This is a genomic window from Helicobacter canis, assembly GCF_900451095.1.
Lineage (GTDB): Bacteria > Campylobacterota > Campylobacteria > Campylobacterales > Helicobacteraceae > Helicobacter_B > Helicobacter_B zhangjianzhongii.
The window spans coordinates 1,768,544-1,787,066 of record NZ_UGHV01000001.1 but is presented as its reverse complement, the minus strand read 5'-3'; the positions used below and the strand labels follow the sequence as shown (position 1 = coordinate 1,787,066).

General features: G+C 43.8%; 18 protein-coding genes and 4 tRNA genes. 10 read left to right on the top strand and 12 right to left on the bottom strand.

The window, feature by feature from the left end; all coding sequences use genetic code 11:
- Positions 1-43 precede the first annotated feature (43 nt).
- From DX060_RS08405 to DX060_RS08390, 4 genes are all read left to right on the top strand, one after another.
- Positions 44-118, top strand: a tRNA-Gly gene (locus DX060_RS08405).
- 45 nt (positions 119-163) lie between these two features.
- Positions 164-250, top strand: a tRNA-Leu gene (locus DX060_RS08400).
- Between the two features lie 11 nt (positions 251-261).
- Positions 262-336, top strand: a tRNA-Cys gene (locus tag DX060_RS08395).
- Positions 337-363: 27 nt separating this feature from the next.
- Positions 364-451 (top strand) — tRNA-Ser (locus DX060_RS08390).
- A gap of 146 nt (positions 452-597) precedes the next feature.
- Here DX060_RS08390 and DX060_RS08385 read toward each other — a convergent pair.
- From DX060_RS08385 to DX060_RS08375, 3 genes are read right to left on the bottom strand one after another with little or no spacing between them, the layout of a single operon-like run.
- Complete coding sequence (locus DX060_RS08385) at positions 598-1,008, bottom strand: YraN family protein (RefSeq protein ID WP_181814255.1); 411 nt, start codon at positions 1,006-1,008, stop codon at positions 598-600.
- Positions 1,009-1,064: 56 nt separating this feature from the next.
- The gene (locus DX060_RS08380) at positions 1,065-2,357 is read right to left on the bottom strand and encodes a homoserine dehydrogenase (protein ID WP_115012352.1); all 1,293 of its coding nucleotides are present in this window, start codon (positions 2,355-2,357) and stop codon (positions 1,065-1,067) included.
- 16 nt (positions 2,358-2,373) lie between these two features.
- Positions 2,374-3,291, bottom strand: a complete 918-nt coding sequence (locus DX060_RS08375) for an aspartate carbamoyltransferase catalytic subunit (protein WP_115012027.1) — start codon at positions 3,289-3,291, stop codon at positions 2,374-2,376.
- A gap of 85 nt (positions 3,292-3,376) precedes the next feature.
- On the opposite strand from DX060_RS08375, the gene DX060_RS08370 reads away from it, so the two are divergent.
- Genes DX060_RS08370 through DX060_RS08360 form a run of 3 tightly spaced genes read left to right on the top strand, consistent with a single transcriptional unit; the run spans position 3,377 to position 5,589 of the window.
- Positions 3,377-3,892 (top strand): hypothetical protein, encoded by a 516-nt coding sequence (locus tag DX060_RS08370; RefSeq protein WP_147278812.1) that lies wholly within the window; start codon positions 3,377-3,379, stop codon positions 3,890-3,892.
- Positions 3,893-3,899: 7 nt separating this feature from the next.
- Positions 3,900-4,691 carry a TlyA family RNA methyltransferase gene (locus DX060_RS08365; protein ID WP_115012025.1) on the top strand — a complete coding sequence of 264 codons (792 nt, stop codon included), beginning with the start codon at positions 3,900-3,902 and terminating at the stop codon, positions 4,689-4,691.
- Entirely contained in the window at positions 4,648-5,589 is a 942-nt protein-coding gene (locus tag DX060_RS08360) for a bifunctional riboflavin kinase/FAD synthetase (protein WP_115012024.1), read from the top strand. Before DX060_RS08365 ends, DX060_RS08360 begins: the two co-directional genes overlap by 44 nt.
- Positions 5,590-5,627: 38 nt before the next feature.
- On the opposite strand, the gene DX060_RS08355 is transcribed toward DX060_RS08360, so the two are convergent.
- The 9 genes from DX060_RS08355 to DX060_RS08315 all read right to left on the bottom strand — a co-directional run bounded on the left by DX060_RS08355 (position 5,628) and on the right by DX060_RS08315 (position 14,018).
- On the bottom strand, positions 5,628-5,870 hold the full coding sequence (locus tag DX060_RS08355) for a hypothetical protein (RefSeq protein ID WP_147278811.1): 243 nt from the start codon (positions 5,868-5,870) through the stop codon (positions 5,628-5,630).
- Between the two features lie 233 nt (positions 5,871-6,103).
- Positions 6,104-7,114, bottom strand: a complete 1,011-nt coding sequence (locus DX060_RS08350; RefSeq protein ID WP_115012022.1) for a c-type cytochrome — start codon at positions 7,112-7,114, stop codon at positions 6,104-6,106.
- Positions 7,111-8,394: a cytochrome b gene (locus DX060_RS08345; RefSeq protein ID WP_115012021.1), complete on the bottom strand. Its 1,284-nt coding sequence runs from the start codon at positions 8,392-8,394 to the stop codon at positions 7,111-7,113. Before DX060_RS08345 ends, DX060_RS08350 begins: the two co-directional genes overlap by 4 nt.
- 9 nt (positions 8,395-8,403) lie before the next feature.
- Complete coding sequence (petA, locus tag DX060_RS08340; RefSeq protein ID WP_115012020.1) at positions 8,404-8,907, bottom strand: ubiquinol-cytochrome c reductase iron-sulfur subunit; 504 nt, start codon at positions 8,905-8,907, stop codon at positions 8,404-8,406.
- A gap of 145 nt (positions 8,908-9,052) precedes the next feature.
- Positions 9,053-9,406 (bottom strand): hypothetical protein, encoded by a 354-nt coding sequence (locus DX060_RS08335; RefSeq protein ID WP_147278810.1) that lies wholly within the window; start codon positions 9,404-9,406, stop codon positions 9,053-9,055.
- 70 nt (positions 9,407-9,476) lie between these two features.
- Entirely contained in the window at positions 9,477-10,751 is a 1,275-nt protein-coding gene (gene murA / locus DX060_RS08330; RefSeq protein ID WP_115012018.1) for a UDP-N-acetylglucosamine 1-carboxyvinyltransferase, read from the bottom strand.
- A gap of 58 nt (positions 10,752-10,809) precedes the next feature.
- The gene (gene purU, locus DX060_RS08325) at positions 10,810-11,637 is read right to left on the bottom strand and encodes a formyltetrahydrofolate deformylase (protein ID WP_115012017.1); all 828 of its coding nucleotides are present in this window, start codon (positions 11,635-11,637) and stop codon (positions 10,810-10,812) included.
- Positions 11,634-12,494 (bottom strand): signal peptide peptidase SppA, encoded by an 861-nt coding sequence (gene sppA / locus DX060_RS08320; protein ID WP_115012016.1) that lies wholly within the window; start codon positions 12,492-12,494, stop codon positions 11,634-11,636. The genes purU and sppA overlap by 4 nt, the downstream gene beginning before the upstream one ends.
- Before the next feature lie 60 nt (positions 12,495-12,554).
- On the bottom strand, positions 12,555-14,018 hold the full coding sequence (locus tag DX060_RS08315) for a hypothetical protein (protein ID WP_147278809.1): 1,464 nt from the start codon (positions 14,016-14,018) through the stop codon (positions 12,555-12,557).
- 120 nt (positions 14,019-14,138) lie between these two features.
- Between DX060_RS08315 and DX060_RS08310 the strand changes: the two genes are divergently transcribed.
- Genes DX060_RS08310 through DX060_RS08300 form a run of 3 tightly spaced genes read left to right on the top strand, consistent with a single transcriptional unit; the run spans position 14,139 to position 18,447 of the window.
- On the top strand, positions 14,139-16,994 hold the full coding sequence (locus DX060_RS08310; RefSeq protein ID WP_258552263.1) for a DNA translocase FtsK: 2,856 nt from the start codon (positions 14,139-14,141) through the stop codon (positions 16,992-16,994).
- A 24-nt stretch (positions 16,995-17,018) separates the two neighbouring features.
- Positions 17,019-18,065, top strand: a complete 1,047-nt coding sequence (locus DX060_RS08305) for a hypothetical protein (RefSeq protein ID WP_115012014.1) — start codon at positions 17,019-17,021, stop codon at positions 18,063-18,065.
- Between the two features lies 1 nt (position 18,066).
- Positions 18,067-18,447: a diacylglycerol kinase gene (locus tag DX060_RS08300; protein ID WP_115012013.1), complete on the top strand. Its 381-nt coding sequence runs from the start codon at positions 18,067-18,069 to the stop codon at positions 18,445-18,447.
- Positions 18,448-18,523 lie beyond the last annotated feature (76 nt).

The following is an 18,523-nucleotide window of genomic DNA, read 5'->3' as shown; positions in this document are numbered from 1 at the left end:
TTGATTTTTTTCTCAAGCATTGCTAGAATTACGGCTTTACAACGCGGGAATAGCTCAGTGGTAGAGCACAACCTTGCCAAGGTTGGGGTCGCGGGTTCGATCCCCGTTTCCCGCTCCACTTTTATATATCCATATTCTTAAAGTTTTTTGCATTTGATATATCGCCCGGGTGGTGGAATGGTAGACACAAGGGACTTAAAATCCCTCGGACATTGCGTCCGTGCCGGTTCAAGTCCGGCTCCGGGCACCACCTGGGATAAGGGCGACATAGCCAAGTGGTAAGGCAGGAGCCTGCAAAGCTCTGATTCCCCAGTTCGAATCTGGGTGTCGCCTCCAAATTTCATAAGTCTTTCATATGTATATCGGGAGATGGCTGAGTGGTTGAAAGCGGCGGTCTTGAAAACCGTTGAGGGTAACACCTCCGGGGGTTCGAATCCCTCTCTCCCGGCCACTTGTTTTATTTCCACAAAAATTTACATCGATGATTATTGAAGTGATATTTTAGATTCTAGTTGCTAATTGTTCATTGTTGCACAACTTCCTTATTGCTTTATTTGCTGCCAAGTAGCCACAGACTTTGTGAAATTCTTGTAGAGATCACTCAAGACTTATATTTTCTAGTAATTCAATATTATCACCCCAAATCAGTAGCGCATCGACACAATATTGGCAATTTTGCGGATCAATATGCAGGGCTTGGAGGGTGCGTATAATTGCATAAGTATCGTGCTTGCATTTAGGGATAGTGGATTCTGTGGCTAGCCAGAGATCACGACAAGTAAAAAGCAGCACATCAATGCTGGCATAGATTTTTTCTAGCTTTTTAGTCGTGATAGCATAGCGCGGAGAGAGTGAATCTGCTGCAAAAGTCTTTACTTCAATAAAGTGCAAAAGATTATCACGCAAGGCGATGATGTCGATCTCGCCAAATTGTGTGCAATAATTACGCGCTAGAATCTTAAAGCCTTTAGATTCTAGCCATTTGCACGCTTTCTCTTCTCCCGCCACTCCCTTAGATCGACTTTGGTTGCGTGGGGTGTGTGTGGGCATTGGCTTTGGGGGTGCTATTCTTCTATGCGTATGATGATGGGTTTTTCGCGCACGACTTCTAAGGATTGCAAGCCTACAATGGCATTTTGTATGGCAAATTCAGAGGTTGTGTGTGTGGCAAGCAGGATTTTGGCATAAGTTTGCGCACTACTAGAATCCTGCGCGCTTGGCTTTTGCAAAAATGTGCTAATGGAGATTTGATTGTGGCTAAGGATTGCGGCGATTTTTTCTAAAACGCCGTGTTTGTCATCGGCTAGGATTCGTAGATAGTATTTGCTTGTGATGTCTTGCTTGGGGATTATTGTGTGTTTTTGCTCATTTATAAAGCCTAGCATTGGTTCGGTATGGGCTTGCTTCCCTAGGCTTCGCGCGATCGTGATAAGATCGCTTATGACAGAGCTAGCAGTGGCATATCCTCCAGCCCCAGCTCCATAATACACACTCTCCCCAGCGCAATCCCCCACGACACTCACAGCATTCATCACGCCATCAACCTTTGCTAGGAGCTTTTCTTCATCGATCATTGTGGGATGCACGCGTAGCTCTATGGCATTATCGTGCTTTTTGGCAATGCCAAGGAGCTTTATGCAGTAGCCAAACTCCTTGGCAAACTCAATATCCTCGCACGCTATATGCTCTATCCCCTCTATGAGAACATCTTCTGGACGCACATCAATCCCATAGGCAATGCTAGCAAGGATTGAGAGTTTATGGGCTGCATCAAGTCCATTTATATCAAGGCTTGGATCTGCTTCAGCATAGCCTAGCTCTTGCGCTTTTTTCAATGCTTGGGCAAAGTCCCAGCCATCTTGTGCCATTTTGGTTAAGATATAGTTGCTCGTGCCATTTAAGATCCCCCTTATTGCTAAAATCTCATTAGCACTTAAGCCCACTTTTAGCGCATTGATAATGGGGATACCCCCGCATACGCTCGCTTCAAATCCTATCGGTGTGCGTGCAAGACTCGCTAGCTCATAGCGGTGGTAAGCAAGCATAGCTTTATTAGCAGTGATAAAAGCTTTGCCTTGTGATATGGCGGTTTTGGCGATGTAGTAAGGTAGGTCTTTGCCCCCCATAAGTTCTATTATCACATCAATTTCATCATCATACAGCACTTCATCAATATTGGTTGTAAGGGCAATAGAGCAGTTTCTAGCTTTGTGCATATCGCGCACCACGCCTTTTGTAACGACAATTTCTACACCTGTGCGTGCAGTGATGATATGCTTGTTTTGTTCTAGGATAGATACGACACTGCTGCCCACCACACCAATGCCTATAATCCCCACTTTGAGCTGTTTTGTCATCTGTGGATTTTGCATCTTATGCCTTTGTCTCTAGGATAAAAAATTCCAACACTGCCATACGCACTGCCACGCCATTTCGCACTTGTTGCAAAACCTTGCAGCGAGGATCTTTTAATAGCTCATCTTCGATGTCGATATTGTGATGCACAGGACCCGGATGCATAATGACAATATCTCTATCGCCTATGAGTTGCTTTGTTAGGCAGAATTGATTGGCATAGTCGCGTAAAGAGCCGTAGTTTTGCTTGCTGTGCCTTTCAGTTTGTGTGCGTAGAGAAATAATAGCATCAAGGGAGTCAATGACTTCTGCAATATTATGCACACAAGGCAGCTTACTATGTAGTGGGAGAAAGTGGGGTGGGGCTATGAGCGTGAGATCTACACCATAGCGACAGAGTAGCTCGATATTACTATTGGCTACGCGCGAAGTTTTAATATCACCGATAATACCTACCTTTTTGCCCGCGAGATTTTGTCCTAGGCATTGCTTTAGCGTGAGTAAATCAAGCAAGGCTTGCGTAGGGTGAGCGTGCGCACCATCGCCGCCATTGATGATGGGGCAGGAGACAGATTTGGTAAGATGCACAGGTGCGCCTGAGCTTTGATGGCGGATAATGATGGCGTGTGGGCTCATAGCGTTGAGATTTGCGGCGGTATCGCTGATTGTCTCGCCCTTTGAGGTTGAAGAGCGCGAGACATCAAGCCTAGTGATAGAGCCGCCTAAATTTTTCACCGCGCACTCAAAGCTACTTAGCGTGCGGGTGGAGTTTTCAAAAAATATGGTAATGATATTGGTGTGGGCTAGGCTTTGCAAGGGGCGATGAGTAGAATCTAAAGTTGTGGATTCTAGCATAGGGAGAAATTGCGTGGCTTTGTGTAAGATGTGTTCAATCTCATCGGTAGATAGGTCGCTTGTCTCTATAAGGTGGCGCATAGGCTTCCTTGTGTTTGGGGGTGCGTTTGGTAAAAATGGATATAATCATAGCGTTTTTTTCACAAGAAAAATCTAAAGGATTATTTTGGGGATTTGGAGAATATGCCTAGTGATGATAGCTGCTTTGGTGCTTGTGTCTTGCACAAATTATTTTGAAAAAGGCTACCACCCGCAAATGCTAGAAGAAAAAAAAATCCAAGCCACAAGAAAACTCCAAACCATACGCAATGATAAAATCGATCTTGTTATATTCGCAACTTATTTGAATGACATCGAGCGGACATATTATAAGAATTTGGAGTATTTTTTCATAGAGATTTATGCCCCAAGCCAAGAGCCTATTATTTTGCAGCGGTTGCATATACAAATCGCCACTCGTGATGGCAAAACTTGGCTAGATCCACAATATATGCGCCTGCTTGGCAAAGATGAGTATGATGCAGTGTTGCACCCTATCAATAAATGGTCAAATTGCTATCTAGTGGCATTTGTAAAATCACCTCTCATTGATACAGATAATATGCTTTTGCGCATTATGGTAGATGAGCAAGTAAGCATACTTGATTATGGGTTTAAAGTCATACCATTTCAAGCATTTTAGGGGCATTATGCGATTGGATCAGTATTTGGTTGATATAGGGAGGTTTGATTCTAGGCAAAAGGCGCAAGAGGCGATTAAAGAAGGTAGGGTGATAATTAGTGGCAAGGTGGTGCGGAAAGCGGCATTTCAGGTGGATTCTGGGGAGATGGGTAAAAAAGTGGATTCTAGGGAAGTGGATTCTGGGGTAAGTGATAAAAAAGTGGATTCTAGGATCGCGGTGTGTGGGGATGAGTATGTCTCTCGCGCCGGAAAAAAGCTGCAAGGATTTTTAGAAGAATGCAAAGGGCAGGGGATTTTTAAGGCGTGGGGCAGTGCTATTGATGTGGGGGCTGCTAGGGGTGGCTTTACTCAAGTGCTGCTGCGCTATGGTGTGCAGCGTGTTTGCTGTGTCGATGTGGGGAGCAATCAGCTACACCCAAAAATCGCTCAAGATTCTCGCGTAGAGGTGTTTGAGCAGTGTGATATACGAGATTTTACGCGTAAGTATGGTAGGCGTTTTGATGTGGTGGTGTGTGATGTGAGCTTTATTGGCATTGGGTGTATTGTTGATGATTTATGTGGATTAGGCGATGAGGTGATCGTGCTTTTTAAGCCGCAGTTTGAAGTGGGCAGAGGGATTAAGCGGAGTAGAAGGGGTGTCGTGCAAGATCAAGAAGCGGTCCAAAGAGCATTGCAAGAGTGTATCGCTACTATTTGTGCGCGTGGATTTGCTGTGAGCTTAGTGGCAGAATCTAGCGTGAAAGGAAAGGAAGGAAATGCAGAGTTTTTCATCTATGCTTGCAGAGAATCTAGCATCTAAGCAGATCACAAGTCTGGCGATTGGGAAATTTGATGGGCTGCATTTGGGGCATAAGAAATTGCTTGATTTGCTGGGCGATCGCGGTGCTGTGCTAATCATTGACAAAGCCATCAAATGCGACAATCACAATGGCATAAACAATGAGCAAAATCCACATATACAGAGTGATCAAAATCCGCCACATCAAGGTTTTCTTACTTCATTGCAAGATCGGCTAGATCGCTTGCCAAATGCTTATGTCGTGGAGTTTGCGAGTGTGGCGCAGATGAGTGGAGAAGAGTTTGTCGCTACACTGCTAGAATCCTTGCCAAGTTTAGAGACAATCATTGTAGGCTATGACTTTCGTTTTGGCAAGGATAGGCTTTATGGGGCAGATGATTTACGGCATTTGTGCGGGCTTAGGCAAAGAAGATGGAGACAGGCAGTGCAAGTAGTCATTGTCCCTAAAGTCTGCTATGGTGAGATCCCACTGCACGCAAGCGTGATCAAAAGCTTTGTGCAGCACGGGGATATTGCTGTGGCAAATGCAATGCTAGGGTGGCACTATATGATAACAGGCGATGTGATACGCGGGCAGGGGATAGCAAGCAAGGAGCTTTTCCCCACGATAAATATCCGCACTCAAGGCTATGTGCTTCCAGCAAATGGTGTCTATGCTACGCGTGTGTGTGAGAAAATGGCGATAAGCTTTTTTGGGCATAGGGTCAGCACAGATGGGGCATACGCGATAGAGAGTCATATTATCGATAGTGAGATTACGCAGGTGCCAGAGCGGCTAACGATACAGATGTATAAAAAAATCCGCGAAAACCGCCGCTTTGACTCGCTCCAAGAGCTTAAGGCTCAAATAGAACGCGATATTAAACAGGCACGGGAGATTTTGAAGCAAAGATTATAAACAGCAACAATCTTTTCTGCTTGATTGTGGAGTATCTCTCAAGAAGCATTTTTGGTGCGGAACCAGATATAGAGAATCCCAAGCACTCCAACAGGAATTGCAAAAGCAAATATCATACATTTGATAAAAATTTTAATAAAAAACATAGTCCAAAGTGGCAAAAATACCGCAGTATTGCCCATAAGCGTATCGCGCATTTCGCCCCAAATAAGTGTGGCAAATGGAAAGAATAAGAGATTGATTGTCAAGATGATAATAAGTGGTATTTGAATATCTGGCAAAATAAATACACAAGCTGCCCAAAGACAAATACCAAAAATATAGTTTCTAATCAAAAAGCTAGGCGTGAGCGATGAAAAGATATGTTTGATAACTGCATAGAAGCCTTTATGTTTTTGGGCTTACTAGATTCTAGTGTGGATATTTAGACGCATCGCAATTTGATGGTGAGAAAGCTTTGTCTTGGAATGTGGATTGTGCGCGAGGAGACTCGCTGCGGATGCAGCGAGTTATATTAGTGGAGATCGCTCCATATTTTGCGCTTCCATAGGTATGCAAGAATTGTCATAACAAGGAAGAATACAATGATTTTAAATCCAAGCGCATTGCGTTCGTGTTTCTTGCTATCACCCACAGAATCCAAATACGCCACAATCTGCTTCTCGGCTTGCTCTGTAACGCCAACCCTAGGCATAGCAGTATTGGGCAGTAATCGTTGTGGATCGTTGATGAAATTGCCAAGATAATGTTCTCCGCGAGAGCGAATCATCATTGATAGATCTGGCACTTTTGTCCCAAGGTATCGCGCGAGATCTTGTGGGTTGCTTGTGCTTGCAAGATTATCATAGCTCACACTATGGCAACGCGCACACGCTTGCTCAAACACCTGTTTATCATTTAGCGATTTTGGTGCGATAGATGTGAAGTAAGCGATAATATCAGCAATTTCTTGATCGCTAAGATATGAGTAGGGTGGCATAGGATAGGCAAGCCCTTCTTTGTGCCATAGTTTTGAAGCTAACACAGGATCTTTCAAGAAATGCGCCAAGTAAGTGTGGTCAAATACGGCGGCGATATTAGATAAATCAGGTGGAGTTACACCATAAGCAGCAGAGACCTCCGCATTACTTTGTCCGCTAGAGCGTGAAAGCTTTTGAGAATCAATCGTATGGCAGGCAAGACACTGCTCTACAAGAGCGCGTCCGGCTTGCGCATTGCCTTTGCTTAGGTCTATCGCATTCCAGAAATTTTCAATCGAAGCAAGATAGGACTGATTCTTGCCAAGCTCTTTTTCTAAACGCTCAATATCAGCGGCGTTATTTGCGCTGCGTGCATTTTGCAATTCAGCTTCAATCTTTGCTATTGTATTTTTTAGCTGGGCTACATCATCGGCATTTGCTTTGATATAGTCATACTGTGCATCGGCTACTTTTGGGTGCATAATACTATGTGCCAAAGGCTCTACACCCCAATATATTACACCTACGACAACAACTAAGATTGCTAGAATTTTTAGCTCTCTCATTTTGCACCTCCTGCATTATTGCAGCCACCACGGCAGCTTGAATTTTTGCGCTCGTTGATTGTAATAAGCGGAAGCGCGACAAAGATAAGAAGCAAAAATGCAATAGAAGCAACAAAGCCAATGTAGGTGTTAATACCCTCTGGCGGTAGCTTGCCATACACAGTAAGCACGATTAGCACAACTATAAGCGACCAAAACCATACAAAGTATCCTTTGCGTTGATGGGCTGGGCGCACAACAGGGCTTCTATCAAGCCAAGGGAGAAACAAAAACACTACTTGCGCTACACCAAATGCTATAAGACCAATATCAGCAGCCTTAATTGGTCCAACATCAAAGAAAAAGCCGCGTAGCACCTCATAGCTCCATAGGAAATACCACTCTGGATAAATATGTGGCGGAGTTTTAAGAGAATCTGCTGGATCGAAATTCACTGGATCCATAGCAAAATCAAAGTGGTAGCATACAAGGTAAAAAAATAGTGCCATAAACGCACACACAACAAAAATGTCTTTCGACATAAATACTGGCCAGAATGGGATCACTTTAGCGTCTTTTTTCTTGCCTTCTTGGTATTTTTGTGCTTCTGCTTCAAAGTCTATTTCTTCACCATTTTGATTATTAACATGTGGAAAGCGAAGAGAATAGAAGTGGAATGCAATAAGCAGCATAATCACAACAGGCAGCAAGACAACATGTAGCATAAAAAATCGCGTCAATGTCGCATCAGCCACAATGTAATTCCCACGAATCCACTCGACAACATCATTGCCGATAAAAGGAATGCCTCCAAAAAGATTGGTGATAACTGTCGCTGCCCAATAGCTCATCTGTCCCCACGGAAGCATATAGCCACTAAATGCTTCAGCGGAAAACACGACAAAGAGTAGCATACCACCAATCCACACCATCTCACGCCCTTTTTTGTAAGAGCCATAGTAGATAGCTACAAACATATGGATATAGATAATCACAAATACCATACTTGCAGCTACCGCGTGGATATGTCGCCATAGCCAACCATAATCAACTTCGTGCATTATAGTGTAATTCACACTATAAAACGCCATATTGACATCAGGCTTGTAATACATAAGCAAAAATAGCCCGCTCACTACAAGCAGTGTAAATAGCGTGAGCAGTAGCACGCCCATAGCCCAAAGAAAATTGATATTTTTAGGCACCCAATATTCTGTCATCATTACTTGGAGGAGTTTTTTCACCCCAAGCCGTTGATCAAGCCAATCAACAAATCCATCTGCTTTTTTTATCTCTGCCATACTTTCTCCTTAAGCTAATGCGATCATTTTGTTGTATTCTTCCCCAGCTTCACCAAGCGTTAGGGTTGTGCCATCTATCTTAAATGGCGGAATATCAAATGGGCGTGGCGGTGGAGTGCCCTCAATATTGACGCCACTGATTGTGAATCTACCGCCGTGGCACGGACAGAGAAATTCTTTTTCGTTTGATTTATATAGGGGGATACAACCTAGGTGCGTGCATACTTGCAAGCCAAGCGTATAAACTTTATCACCGATTTTAAAGTCGCGCTTATCATCAAAAGCATCATTGCTAGACTTTCTTATGATAAATACCGGCTTTCCACGCCACTCGACCTGAGAAAACTCTCCTTCTTGCATATTGCCTATATCTACTGTCGTAAATCCGGCAGAAACAACACTCGGCAATGGATCCCAAGTCTTTTTCATAGCAATTAGTGAAGCGATACCGCCAACCGCAGCGACACCACCGAGCGTGAGCCCTAAGAAATCGCGTCTCTTGACTTCAGCCATACTCTCTCCTTTTTTAGCTTTTTGAAACACCGATTGTAACGCTAAACACTTAAATTTTACTTTAATTTTTGGTTAAATATTTTTAAATAAACACGCCCAGATAGCGTATATTAGGGAGAGTCTAATATTGTCTATGGGCGATTGGCTATGCGAGATACTTATGGGCTGTCGTGTGTAGTATTGGCGTTTTGGATTCTCCGCGCGATAGCATAGGTAAAAAGCTCATTATAAAGCTCCATAAAGTCTTTTTGTCGTGTAGGGCGAAGCTTGTATCACGCGAATAGGTGAAGTTTTTAGCCATCTTAGCAAGTATATTGCGCCCGCTTAAACTCTTATGAGCGGTATTTGATAGGCTAAGGGCATAGAGAGTGGGGAATATATCTTTGTGTGAGCCTATGCGAGCTGGGTTATATGTGAGATGTGTTTGATAGACTTGTAGCACATAGAGATAAAATATCGTGCCACTACACGCAGCAAAAATGAACACACAAAGACACACGACAAGGTAGCTCCTACCCCAAAATCACGCAATCACGCGCATTGCTCGCCCAAGACTGAATCGCTAGAGATTACGACTTTTTGCGCACAATATTTGCGCCTAGCCCTTCAAGCTTTTGCTCTAAGTTCTCATAGCCGCGATCAAGGTGGTAAATCCTATGCACATTAGTGCTGCCTTGTGCCACAAGCCCAGCAAGCACCAACGCCGATGAGGCGCGCAAATCTGTCGCCATCACATCTGCACCTACAAGTGGATTGCGCTCATCGTTGCCAATGATTGTGGCAGTGTTGCCTTTTAGTGTGATATTTGCTCCAAGTCGTTGTAGCTCACTTGCGTGCATAAAGCGATTTTCAAAGAGCCGCTCTTGTATCACGCTTGTGCCTTGACACTGTGTAGCTAGGCTCATAAATTGCGCCTGCATATCGGTAGGGAAGCCGGGGTGTTCTGTGGTAATAAGCTCAAAGCCTTGTCGCTTTGTGGCTGGAAAAATACTGATAGAATCCTTTGTGGATTCTAGGGTGAAGCCGATTTGGCGGAGTTTTTCAAGCACGGCTTCAAGGTGGGTTGGATTAGCGTTTGTAAGATTTATAGGGCTATTTGTGATGGCTGCTGCGCATAGATAAGTGCCTGCTTCAATTCTATCTGGTATCACAGAAAAAGGCTTGAAGCTAAGTGGCTCCCTATCTGTGCCGCGGATATCTAGCACAGAAGTCCCCACGCCCTGTATCTCCACGCCTGCTTGCATAAGCACTTCGCAGAGCTGGACTACTTCTGGCTCTCTAGCGGCGTTAATGATTTGCGTGCGCCCTTTGGCTAGGGCTGCTGCCATAATGACATTTTCACAGCCTGTTACGGTGATTTTGTCAAAGACAATTTGTGTGCCTTGTAGCCCATTTGGTGCGCTAGCTACGATATAGCCACCTTGGATTGTGATTTGTGCGCCCATTTTTTCCATAGCAGCTATGTGGAGATCTACGGGGCGTGCGCCAATAGCGCAGCCACCCGGCAGGCTTACCTCACAATGCCCCACGCGTGCAAGTAGTGGTCCAAGCACCAAAATAGAAGCGCGCATTTTGCGCACAATATCATAAATCGCTTTGGTATGGATAATGTGGCTTGCATCAATTTGCGCACTATGTGGGCTATCCCAGCTCACTATCGCACCTAAATGCTCCAAAAGTTTAGCGAGTGTTTTGACATCAGCGACATTGGGGAGATTGTCGATTTTCATAGGTGTATTTGATAGCAGTGCGGCAGAGAGTAGGGGGAGAGCGGCGTTTTTTGCTCCAGAGATTTGCACTTGTCCGTGTAGCTTTGAGCCTCCTGTGATGTGTAGATAGTCCATAGTAGTCCTTTGTATTGGTGTGGGGTAAGCTAGTATATCCTAGCAAAGCCTTAGCAGATCAAAACACAATGGTCTTATTACCATTGATAAAGACGCGATCGTGCAAGATCAGATCAAGCGCGTGAGCAAAGACACTTTTTTCGACATTGCGTCCGGCTTTTTGCATATCTTGCCAGCTAAAGGTGTGATCGATTTTAATAATATCTTGTGCAATAATAGGTCCTTCATCAAGATCTTGGGTAACAAAATGCGCGGTAGCACCGATGATTTTCACCCCTCTTTCATACGCCTGCTTGTAGGGATTAGCTCCAATAAATGCGGGGAGGAAGCTATGGTGGATATTGATCATCTTGCCTGCATAGCGTGCTACAAACATAGGAGAGAGAATCCGCATATATTTAGCAAGGGCAATTACATCTGGGCAATAGCGATCAATAATATTTGTAAGGGCTTGTTCGTGTGCTTGCCTATCATCGCTGGATTCTACGCAGTAAAATGGTATATCAAAACGGCGCACAAGCTCCTCTAGGTCGTTATGATTAGCGATGACTGCTTGGATATGGGCGTGTAGCTCGCCACTATCATAGCGCAGTAGCAAATCACCAAGGCAGTGGTTTTCTTTGGTAGCGAGAATGATTAGGGACTTTTTTGCCATAGGTTTTAGTGTGATATGAGCATCTTTGTCGAGAGCGTTTTGTAGAGTTGCTAGAATCCACTTTTCATCTAGTGTGCCAGCAATTTGCGTGCGCATAAAAAATATCATCGCATCTCTATCGACAAATTCATCATTTTTCTCGATATTTAGCCCTGCTTCGTGCAAAATCTTAGAGACTTGATAGATAAGCCCGCTTCTATCTTTAGTGCTAATAAGCAATATATGCTTCATCGCAATCCTACCCCAAGCATAGAGCCAAGCATTCTGCTTAAAGTGGATTCTACAAGAGAGTCTAAATAGCCTTGCCACGAGCTTTTTTCAAGCCATAGTGCTTCTTCTACTTGGGCGAGTTCTTTTAGTTTGTCTATGGCTTGATTACGGGAGATGACATCATCAATCAGCCCCAACTCCTTAGCTTTAGCGGCATTAAACACCCTGCCTTCAGCAAACTTGCTAGAATCCTTTAGCTCTAGATTCCGTGCTTTTGCGACATCGGTGATGAAAGTTTGGTATTCTTCTTGGATAAGGTTTTGTATATAGGTGCGTTCTTTTTGTGTCCAGTCGCGGTAATACGCGCCTATTTCTTTATACTCGCCAGCTGCGATTATCTGTGGCTCATAGCCGATTTTTTTAAAGAGTTCTTGCAGATTTGCGCCGTTAAATAGCACGCCAATGCTCCCGATTAGCGCACCGCGATTGGCATAGATTCTGCTCGCATATACACCAGCATAATACGATCCACTTGCCATAATCCCTTCTGTATGCACGACCACAGGCATTGTGCTAGCGAGCTCTTTGATGAGATCAGCCATTTCCACGCTTGCCCCCACCGCTCCACCCGGAGAGTCAATCACAAATAGCACGCCTTGCAAGCTAGGATAATTGCGTAAATCCTCGATTTGTGTGCGTAGCATAGCAGAATCCACTATCGCGCCTTTAAGGTGGATTCTAGCGAGATTTGGGTGCTGCTTAGGCTCTCTTGTGCTAAAAATTAGCACTGCTACAATGAGCAAAAAAACAAAGGCTTTGAAGTATTTAGTAAGACATTCAAGTATCGCGATAAATGGCGCAAAAAACTTTTTAATCATTTGGGTTCCTTAAGAGACCTACACAGATTAAGATATGGATCATTTCTTGTGTGTTAGGGACTATTTATTTGCTAGAATTTGGGCTTGCTTTTGTGATATGACAACAAAACGCGTGGTTTTATTGTGTTTTGAAGTCTTGGCATCTTCGACAAGCTGCTTTGGATTCCCGCGGATAAAAGGATCGATATAGCCTAGCTCAAATGATTGGGAGTTGATATGTGAGAGAAACTCTCCATCAGTTTTGGCGATAACAACACTATATTCTTTAGAAGCAGACATTATTTGAAGCTTTAGATACATCTCAAGCTTTTGGTTTGTAGTGTAGATTAAAAAAAGCTTTTCGTGCTGTTTTTTGTATTTGTGGAAGTAGTTGTAGCCTGTTTTTTCATTATCAGCAAGCTTGTTTTTGTCAAGTCGCTTGAGATACTGCCCATAGAAAGTCATTGTGCAATAGGGGTTGTTAATATCGTGCTTGAAGAAGTTGTTGTGTATGGCAGTAGATGACATACCGATTTTCCACATTTTATTATCAAGGGTGGTGGCGACAAGATTTAGCGCATCGCGTGTTTGATCGACTAGATCATTGTGCATTTTGTGGAAAGTCTCGCTAAACTCATTTAAGTAGCTTTCTCTAAAATTTTTTGTGATAGTTTCTAGCCGCTCTTGGCAGCCTGTTAGGATTTTTACTTCTTCTTCTGCTTTTGCCATAATGGTCTTTTGCGTCTCAAGCTTTGCTGGGAGCGAAGAGTCTTTTTTATTGAGCTCCATTTGGTTTCTAAGCTTGCGGACTTCATTCATACAGAATTTTACTTTATTGCGTAGTTGGATGGTTTTTTCTTTGATACCCAAGATCGCCTTGATCGCGCCACGATAGTGAAGCTGCTTTTCTAAAAACATATCTTGGTAGATGGAAGCTGGCTTTAGGTTGGCACTTTGGACTAAGGCTTTGTAGGAGTATTCTAGGTTATTGACCTTTTGTAGATCGCTAGCAAAGACATCGGGGGTAATGTTTTTATCACAATACACAAGATAATCCATAGCTTTTGAGAGAAATCGGCGGACAATGAGATAATTGAGCTGATTTTCTGGGGCGACTTCTTCAATGTCTGCAAGCGAGAATTTGATAGAGTTAGATTCTGGGGTGAAGTATTCTTTTAAGCAGTCTTCCACAGATACAGATGCTTCAATAGCTTTCATCTCCAGGTAGTTTGTCTGCTTGAAGATATTTTCTGCGATTTGGTTGCGTAAATCAGCTTCCTTTGTGCGCAGCTCTTCATCGGTATCTGTCTTCCAAAAGTCTATTTCTTTGATAAGTGAATCTGCGCCAAACTCTTGATAGGCAGAGCTGTGTGCATCGACAATATGTCCGCTTTCATCAAGGCGAAACTCCACATACATTCCTGCTGCTGGTAGAAGTTTGCGATCGTGCCAATGTTCCTTGCGTAGTTCAAAGATTTTCTTTGAATAATTGGTAACAACGCCAGATCCTGTCGCCATAGAATAGCGGCTTATTCTTCCGTGCATTTATGCCCCCTGTGTGAAATGAAAGTAGATTTTTCTATATATGCTATAATATATTTAAAAAATTTTTGCTTAAAAGGGTTTAGCATTAAAAAAATCTACATTTTGTGTGCTTGGTGCGCGTTGTTTATTATCCTAACCTTGGCGACTATTTTTGGACAGAGCGGTGAAATGGGCGAGATGGGCAGGGCATTTGCGATGCTTAATCTATCTTGGTTTGGGTATTTGGGCTATGTGTATTTGCTCTTTTTACTCTATCCAGCGTATGCGCTATATAAGGATTCTACACTTAGCCCAAAGCGAGTGAAAATTATCATCGCTGTTTTGCTACTAAGCTTAGGTGTGCTTTTGGTGCAGTCGCTTTGGTTGGATAAGGGCTTGCTTGGTGCGCTTCTTATCGCCAAGATTATGCCAAATTTTGGCGCATTTGGCGTGTGGATTCTAGTGATAGTGTGTGTGTATGCCGGGGTGCTTTTGCTATGTCCTACTGCTGTGATTACTGCACAAAAATCCCTGCAAAATGCCGTGCTTACGCTCACGCGCTATCTTGTGCGCAATGTAAAAGAAGCGTTTTTGTATCTTGCTCCTAGGTGTGTAGCGTATGCGCGATATTTATACAAAGCTACTACTGCGTGGCTTGAAAGAGTGTTTGCCTCTCCATCGATCAAGGAGTTTGACTATCAAGGGCGTGCTAAAAATCCTATCCAACTAGAATCCAGCAAGATCAATGCTGAGCAAACGACAATGCACAGGGCGCATTCTACTCAAGAGTCTTTTGATCAAATGCCTAGCCTAGAATCTAGTCTCGCGGATATGCCCAATGCCACTCAGCTACAAAATCTCTCGTCGTCCTTTTCATCGCCCTTGCAAGAAGCTCCAAGGGAAGCTCCAAAGTTTGATGAGAAAAAGGTCGTAGTGCTTTACCGCGATGAGGAACGCGAGAGATATATAAAAGAGCAGGAAGAAGAGCGGCATAGGGCGATGGTCCGGCTTATTGATCCAAGCCAGATGAATAAAGATGCCGAGATGCTACATATCGATGTGGATCAGGCTATCTCTCGTGCCAAAGCCTATGAGAAAGAAGCACTGCTAAAAGATGAAGCAACCTATCGCACAAAAATCATTGACCCCACACAAGAGAAGCTAGAATCTAGCACACCACAAGAGATGATAGAGGTGGATTCTCCAGCCATTGATCGTCTCTCTCTAGATTCTTCTCAAATGCTAGAATCCCATTCTCCAAATATTGGCACAAGTAGTGCGCACGATGCGCACGATGATAGTGATACGCACAAAGACTCCAAGCAAGTATCACACCCACAAAGCCAAGATCATCTAGCAGATATGCAGCCTCTAGCACAGTCAAGCATACAATCTCCTTATGCAGGGGAATTTACTCAAGCACAATATCCCAGCCCCCAAGATACACTAGAGCAAATCAAAGATTCTAGTCCTAAGATTTTTGCACACAAAACACAAAACACAGAGCTTTCTAGGCGAGTGCAGCCCACAATAGTAAAAGACTTAGAATCTAGCAAGCAGCATTTAGAGAGCCTAGAGAGAGGTGGGCTTGCGCGACCTAAGGATTATGTCCTGCCACCCACGACACTTCTGCAGCCCGCACAAAGCGGAAAAATAAGCTTTGAAGAAGGTGAGATTGATCAAAAGATCCAAAATCTCCTAACCAAGCTCAAAGTGTTTAAAATTGATGGCGATGTGGCTAGAATCTACTCGGGTCCGGTTGTTACGACCTTTGAATTTCGCCCAGCTCCTAATGTCAAAGTCAGTAGAATCCAAAGCTTAAGTGATGATCTTGCTATGGCACTAAGTGCGCGATCAATCCGTATCCAAGCTCCCATACCGGGTAAAGATGTTGTAGGGATTGAGGTGCCAAACTCGCAAAAAGAGATGATTTATCTGCGCGAGATTTTAGAGAGTGAAGTCTTTCAGGGTTCTTCTTCGCCACTTGCGCTTGGGCTTGGGAAAGATATTGTAGGGAATCCATTTGTTACAGATTTGCAAAAGCTTCCGCATTTGCTTATCGCTGGGACCACAGGTAGCGGGAAGAGTGTTGGGCTTAATGCGATGATTTTATCCCTGCTTTATCGTAATTCTCCCGATAATTTGCGCTTAATAATGGTCGATCCTAAAAAGGTAGAATTTAGTCTTTATGAAGAAATCCCACATTTGCTGACACCCATCATCACTGATGCTAAAAAGGCGATAATCGCTCTCAATAATGTCGCCAGAGAAATGGAGCGCAGGTATGAGATGATGAAAGCCCTAAAGACAAAAACCATCGATGGCTATAATGCCAAAGCTGCTAGTGAGGGAAGTGAGATTTTGCCTTTTATTGTTATCATCATTGATGAGCTTGCCGATCTTATGATGACAGGGGGCAAGGAGGCAGAAGGCTCAATCATTCGCATAGCACAGATGGGTAGGGCGGCAGGATTACACTTAATTGTAGCCACCCAGCGACCAAGTGTCGATGTCGTAACAGGATTGATCAAGACAAATCTCCCGGCAAAAATCGCCTACAAAGTCGGCTCAAGAATGGATTCTCGCGTGATTTTGGATTCTGAAGGAGCGCAGAATCTACTAGGGCAGGGTGATATGCTGTTTTCTCTTGGTGGGGGCGGGAGTGTGTTGCGCTTGCACGCGCCTTGGGCGAGTGAAGATGAGATAGAATCCATTGTGGGCTTTATCCGTGATCAAAGAGAGGTGCAGTATGATTCTAGCTTCTTGGCTGATTCTGTCGGGGTGGCTACAAGGAGCGATGAGACACAAGGCGATAGCAGTGATCTGCTCGCTGAAGCTAAAAAGCTTATGATGCTTGATGGCAAGACTTCTATCAGCAATCTTCAGCGCAGGCTAGGTATAGGCTACAATAAAGCTGCAGTGCTTGTGGAAGAGCTAGAGAAGCAAGGCTTTTTGTCCGCGCCCAATGCCAAAGGTGTGCGCGAGATCATCGGCTAATCTAGAGTTTAGCAAAGGAGAGGTATGAAAAGGTTGTTTATATGGGGTTTAGGGCTTGGAGGAGTGCTGATTGCTGTGCTGCTTGTCGCGTTGATCGTGATAAGCTATAGGCTTAAGGATAATATGCAAAACTCCATCAACGCGCAGCTGCAGGTTTTACAAGAATATATTCCTTCTATCTCTTATGAGCCTTTTACTTGTAGTGGGGTTAAAAGTATCGCTTGTGAGTCATCTAGTATTGGGCTTGATGGTGTGGTGCTAGAGAATGTGCGCTTGGAGCTTGGGCAATTCACGCAAACACAGGGAAGTGTGCGTATAACAAGCCAGAAAATATCATTTGCTGGTGATGAGATTTTAACGCTACTTTTTGGCGTGCTGGCTCAAGATGTGGATTTCTCTACTGAGCTGCTTCCGCAATCTCTTGATTGTAAAATCAGTGGAGTGCTAGACAAGAGTGAGCAGGCACCAGATTTTGATACGATGGATACTAGTATTGCTTGTATCACAAAAGGCAAGAATCTATCATATAAGCTTGTGTGGGATATGCAGGCTGGGCTTGGTGATGTGCTGGCTCAAGCCCCCACGCATTTTAGCGATGCTCTGTCATCAATGCTAAAAGCCTATCAAGATGATAGTCAAAAGATATTATCACATACTCCAGTGTTGTTTAAGAGTGCTACATTGTCTTTAGAGCCTAAGGAATTGGCTCAAGCTATTATTACAAAACTTGCTAATGGTCAAAAACTAGATGCGCAAGCCTACCAGCAATATCGAATAAACCTAGCCCGATCTCTGCAGTCTATGAAAGCGTTTGTGATGTATATAGCACTATTAGGCGATCATAGAGGGAAAGCCCAGTATCTTGAAGTATTGGTTGATGGTGTATTGCGTATGATTTTAGGTGAGAATAATGGCGTAGTCTATGGGCTGGGATATAAAAATAAGAGTGCTAATAATGCCTTTCCACTTGGGGAGTGGTTACAAGATCCTGCGGTATCTTTGCGAAAATCTGGAGTTACATTTAGCTTTGAAGAAATTCCACTAGATTCTATAGAGTCTAAAAAGGACTGATATGGGTAAGCGCAATGCACAAAAGGGCGGGGGTGGATTGGCACGCGTGCGCAATGCATTTTTGTATTCTAGAGATGGACTTTTGGCTGCGTGGAGAGAAGAGCAGGGGTTTCGTCAGGTGGTTGTAGTAGCAAGCATTGGGCTGTGTTTGGGGCTATGGCTTGGTGATGGATTTGCGCAAAAAGTGCTTTTGGTCTTGCCTGGAGTGCTTTGTGTGATTGTAGAGCTCTTTAACTCAGCGATAGAAAACGCCATTGATCACACGAGTATCGAGCCACATCCTTTTGCCAAAAAGGCGAAAGATATGAGTAGTGCAGCGCAACTTTTGAGTTTGGTATTTTTTGCGTTTGTTTGGGGAGTATTTTTGTTGGAATATTTTTAAGAAGTTTGTAGTGGATAATTCAAATCGCTAGGATTCTAGATTCTATGGGAATCTAGAATCTTTCAATGTATATGTA